The 4,193-nt window shown below is 38.7% G+C and carries 5 protein-coding genes; 1 reads left to right on the top strand and 4 read right to left on the bottom strand.

All coding sequences use genetic code 11. The annotated features are described in order from the left end of the window. The first annotated feature begins 313 nt into the window (after positions 1–313). Positions 314–1,798 carry a sodium:solute symporter gene (locus P8O16_RS04785; RefSeq protein ID WP_300311421.1) on the top strand — a complete coding sequence of 495 codons (1,485 nt, stop codon included), beginning with the start codon at positions 314–316 and terminating at the stop codon, positions 1,796–1,798. 572 nt (positions 1,799–2,370) lie between these two features. Here the strand turns inward: P8O16_RS04785 and P8O16_RS04780 are convergent. The 4 genes from P8O16_RS04780 to P8O16_RS04765 form a co-directional block, all read right to left on the bottom strand. After that, positions 2,371–2,712: a hypothetical protein gene (locus P8O16_RS04780; RefSeq protein WP_300311419.1), complete on the bottom strand. Its 342-nt coding sequence runs from the start codon at positions 2,710–2,712 to the stop codon at positions 2,371–2,373. A gap of 94 nt (positions 2,713–2,806) precedes the next feature. Continuing rightward, positions 2,807–3,154: a hypothetical protein gene (locus P8O16_RS04775; protein ID WP_300311417.1), complete on the bottom strand. Its 348-nt coding sequence runs from the start codon at positions 3,152–3,154 to the stop codon at positions 2,807–2,809. A 50-nt stretch (positions 3,155–3,204) separates the two neighbouring features. Continuing rightward, positions 3,205–3,549 carry a hypothetical protein gene (locus P8O16_RS04770; protein ID WP_300311415.1) on the bottom strand — a complete coding sequence of 115 codons (345 nt, stop codon included), beginning with the start codon at positions 3,547–3,549 and terminating at the stop codon, positions 3,205–3,207. A 6-nt stretch (positions 3,550–3,555) separates the two neighbouring features. Then, entirely contained in the window at positions 3,556–3,894 is a 339-nt protein-coding gene (locus P8O16_RS04765) for a hypothetical protein (RefSeq protein ID WP_300311413.1), read from the bottom strand. Positions 3,895–4,193 lie beyond the last annotated feature (299 nt).

Below are 4,193 nucleotides of genomic sequence, written 5' to 3'. Positions count from 1 at the left end.
CATCTACCAATTTACGCTTGAATTCTTCAGAATACTTCCGGTATGGATTGATCCTTTTTCCCGTTTTTAGCATTTTTCAAGTAGCTTTAAAACGGTCAACCTATATCAGGGAATGACATTGGGGATTAGGAAAAGGGGGTTAGGGAATTGGGATTGGAGAATGGGAGTTTGGCTTTACTTCATTATTCAACATTCATCATTCGATATTTTAAATTGGAAGATTGGAAGATTATTCAAAAAGGTTACTTCTTAAAGCAATGTGTAGAGTTCCGAGAGACCACGTAAATCACATATCGTAAATCACAAATTCAATATGTCCCTGAAAACCCTTGATCTTCTTGTCTTTGGAGTTTACATCTTAGGAGTAATCGGTTTTGGGGTTTCCTTTTCTTTCAAAAAGCGAACCTCCAATGATTTCAGCACCGGAGGAGGACGCCTTCCTTCTTGGGCTTTAGGGATGTCGATTTTTGCCACTTTCGTCAGCAGCATCAGTTTTTTAGCTTTACCGGGAAATGCCTATGGAGGCAATTGGAATAGTTTTGTTTTCAGCCTTTCCATTCCTCTGGCGGCTTGGATTGCCGTGAAATTCTTTGTTCCGCACTACCGGAAACTCCAGTCAGAATCCGCCTATTTCTATTTGGAAGAACGATTTGGAATTTGGGCAAGAATCTATGCTTCAGTTTTCTACTTGCTTACACAATTAGCTCGAATGGGCGCCATTCTCTATTTATTAGCGCTGCCAATGCAGGCACTTTTCGGATGGAGCATTCCGATTATCATTGCTTGCACAGGTTTGAGTGTGATCGTTTATTCCATGTTTGGAGGATTGGAAGCAGTGGTTTGGACAGATGCGATACAGGGAATCGTATTGATCACAGGAGCTCTGGCTTGTTTGGGAGTGATTTTCTGGACTATTCCAGGCGGAGCTTCAGAAGCATTTAGTGCCGCATTGGAAGCCGACAAATTCAGTTTGGGAAGTTTTGATTTTAATTTTTCGAGTTCCACTTTTTGGATGATTTTGGTCTATGGTCTCTTTATCAATCTGCAGAATTTCGGGGTGGATCAAAGCTATGTGCAGCGCTACGTTTCTGCCAAAACAGAAAAAGACGCCACCAAATCCACTTGGCTGGGAGCATTGCTTTATGTTCCGGTTTCATTTCTGTTTTTCATGATTGGTACTTCACTTTGGGGGTTCTATCAAGTTCAGCCAGAATTATTGCCCGCAGAAATTGCATCTAAAGCCGATCAAGTCTTTCCATATTTCATCGTGAACCAATTACCCGCAGGACTGACCGGATTATTGATTGCAGGGATTTTTGCAGCAGGGATGAGCACAGTTTCGACGAGTATCAACAGTTCAGCGACCTTGATTCTTTCCGACCACTTTAAAAAATACATCCATCCAAATCCTTCAGAGAAAACATCTTTACGGGTTCTTCGCATAGCTTCCTTGGTGATGGGCTTGTCCAGTATTTTGATCGGCTGGGCATTTAATGGGGTAAACTCAGCGCTTGAAACCTGGTGGGCATTGGCTTCCATTTTTAGCGGTGGCGTTTTGGGTTTGTTTCTATTGGGCTTTATCGTCCGGAAAACCAGCAGTCGACAAGCTGGCTTCGCAGTTTTGGGAGGAGTCTTGGTAATTGGCTGGATGAGTTTGCCTGCGATAATAAAGCTTACCGCAACGGAGGTATCCTGGAGTCAGCCGCTTCATTCCAATATGACCATCGTGATGGGCACGATGACAATTTTTGTGATTGGTTTTGTGTTGAGTTCATTTTCAAAATCCATTACAAAGTGATTAGAAATGAATCGAACTGCGGCAATGCGCAAATAAACTTTCTTCTAAACGGATAATAGCTTTTTACGGCGCGTGGGGAGGACGCAATAGCGGGCCGGCGCTGGGTTGTGCAGCAGAAGCTTTATTGCGTCTTGTCCCGATAGCTATCGGGATTGGTTCTTTTTTGCCAAGAAAAAAGAACAAGAAGTCGCTTCACTCGCACTTTTCAAAAGAAAAAACGTTTCCATCCTCCCGCGTCTACGATTCGTTTTCCAAATGATAATACTGGGCGGGAGGCCTGTAACTTTAACTTCAATTTCCACCATGGGTTCCGCAAGCTCCACCCATGGCTATTAAAGATTTGATCCCTTCAGGATCAATTATTTAAATCCAGAAAACTTTATTTACAACACCCAAGCTTTGTGTTCACTCGCGTTTGTCAAAAACTGATTCATCAGCCTGAATACTTATTCAAAGCTGTTGGTGAGACAGGAACCTTGACGGCGACGATGAACCGAGAATCAGGGCAATGGAAAAAGGTCCAAGTCGACAAACTTGAACCTTTCAAAATTTGAAACAATGAAGAGATTACCTTAAATCAAAGTTATCTTGAACTTCAATTTTCCTTCCACAGGCCCTTTTGGTTCGTATTTAAAATAAAATTTATTGGAATAGTATTCACCTTGGATTAGTGTATCGATCTTTCCTTGGGCTTTGAATTTGTAAATATTTTTGATAATTATTTCTCCATCCAATTCTCCTTCAATATTCAATTCGTAGTAAAGGATATTATCCCCACAACCCGCAAAGTCAATTTTTTCACCATAGGGTACATTTAAATCAAATTGAGCTACTTCAAACTGGCATTCTTCTCTGGAAGAGCATCCAACAAATGAATAGCAAGTGCACAAAATAAGTAGTAGAACTTTCCGCATTTCTGACAATTAAAGTTTAGGCCTGAATTCTTCAGATAGAAAAAGGTCCAAGTCTGTAGACTTGAACCTTTCAAAATTTGAAATAGTCAAGAGATCACCAAGGGATAATGGTAATCTGAAACTTCAATTTCCCTTCCACACCCCCTATTGGTTTGTAATTAAAATTAAATTTATTAGAATAATGATCTCCTTGGATTAGTGTATCTATCTTTCCGTGGGCTTTGAATTTGTAGATATTATTGATGATTATTTCCCCATCCAACACTCCTTCAATATCCAATTCATAATAAAGGGAATTATCCCCGCAATTAGTAAAGTCAATTTCTTCATCATAGGGTACATTTAAATCAAATTGAGCTACTTCATACTGGCATTCTTCTCTGGGAGAGCATCCCATGAATGAAATGCAAGTGCACAAAATAAGTTGTAGAGCTTTTCGCATTATTGAAAAATTAAATTTGAGCCTAGCAAAACGAAACCTGTTAACCTCAATCATTCCAAAATCACCTTAAAGGTCAAATCCCCATTTACTTCCCCTAAAGGGTTGTAGTAGAAATTAAAGCGATCCGAATAGTAATCCGCTGTAATCAAGGTATCATAATGACCTTTCCCTTCAACTTTGAAATACTCCCCAACAAGAAAATCTCCATACACCTCCCCTGAAATACGAATGCTGTGGTAAGTCACCTGTTTTAAACCACAAGCCGAAAAATCTAATTCTTCTTCGTAATTCTTATTCAGGTCAAAACTACTTACTTGTCTTTCACAAACTTTACTTGTGCAAGCTGAAATTGAAAAGGTCAAAAGAAAGAAATAGGCGACGATCTTTAGTTTCATTTTATATTAATAAAAGAATGTGATGCAAAAATCCAGTTCCCCACTTCCCTTACTAGGGTTTTGAATTTCATAGAAGAAATCAGGGCTATAATGGTCTTGAGCTTTAAAGACTGTATCTATTTTCCCTTTTTTTAATTTAAATTCATTAAAAAAGATTGTTTGAGTTATGTTGCCCTTCAGCTCAATCGACACACTATAAATATTATCCAATTTCGAAAGTCCACTTTGGACTCTTCCTGAGGTATCTTCTTTATCAATAACAATTTTCTGACATTGACTTTTTGGAAGAAGACTACATGAAGAAAGAATAAAAAAAACTCCTATATACTTAATTTTTAATAACATGATACAGAGTTTGTGATTTGGGAATACAAAGTTATTCTACCGCGTGAATCTAAATTTGTAATAATTTTCATCTCTCCTTGGTGTAAGGACTCTAATACTAAGTCAGCTAGGATATCGATTGAAACACCAAGATTACTGAATCCAATACCTCTGCCAATATCATTATTAAAAAAATCCATCGAGAGTGTTCAGTTAAGTGTGTCTGCTAATTTTACAAATAGATGACAAAGAAACGAACACTTGAAGAATTATTTAGTGATCCTCAGACGAGTGATCGGCTGAAAGAGCGGCTTTACAGT

Source organism: Algoriphagus sp. (assembly GCF_029254265.1).
Lineage (GTDB): Bacteria > Bacteroidota > Bacteroidia > Cytophagales > Cyclobacteriaceae > Algoriphagus.
Note: the sequence above shows the minus strand (reverse complement) of the source record. Positions and strands in the feature narration are given on the sequence as shown.